General features: G+C 59.5%; 1 protein-coding gene. It reads right to left on the reverse strand.

Annotated features, from left to right (window positions below):
• On the reverse strand, positions 1-464 hold a 464-nt coding region (locus D7Y13_RS47415; protein WP_208734607.1), incomplete at both ends, for a hypothetical protein.

The raw sequence follows: 464 nt of genomic DNA on the forward strand, positions 1-464 counted from the left end.
GTATTCTCCCCGACTACCATCTGTGCCAACCAAACGCACGCGCTCTTCAGGGAAAGTTGGGGCCACACGGGGTTTGATTGGGATTGTCTTCCTCCACGCGGTCAGCCTCTGAGGATCGATCCTATCCTCGGCGGTAGGTGCTTCAACTTCGCGCTCAAGCCACCTGTAAAACTCCGGACGCTTGGCAAAGGCCCCCTCACGGGTCTGTGCAAGCCCTTGGGACAGACAGAAGGCGGTGAACGGATCGTGCGTACCCCACCGAAGTAGCTCTCGAGCCCAGAAGCCAAACCACGGAAGCTTGGTCTCTTTCTTCCAATCGGCCAGACTCGGCAGCGCAAGCGTTGCTGCACCTTCCGACCACGCGTCGGACACTACCGCGCCGATTGCCACGCCCAGACGAAACTCAAGATTGTCGGCAACGAAGCGCTGCCAAGCGCGCAGTTCGGATGCCATCGGCATTAGTG

Origin of the sequence: Corallococcus praedator (assembly GCF_003612125.1) — a bacterium.
GTDB classification, from domain to species: domain Bacteria; phylum Myxococcota; class Myxococcia; order Myxococcales; family Myxococcaceae; genus Corallococcus; species Corallococcus praedator.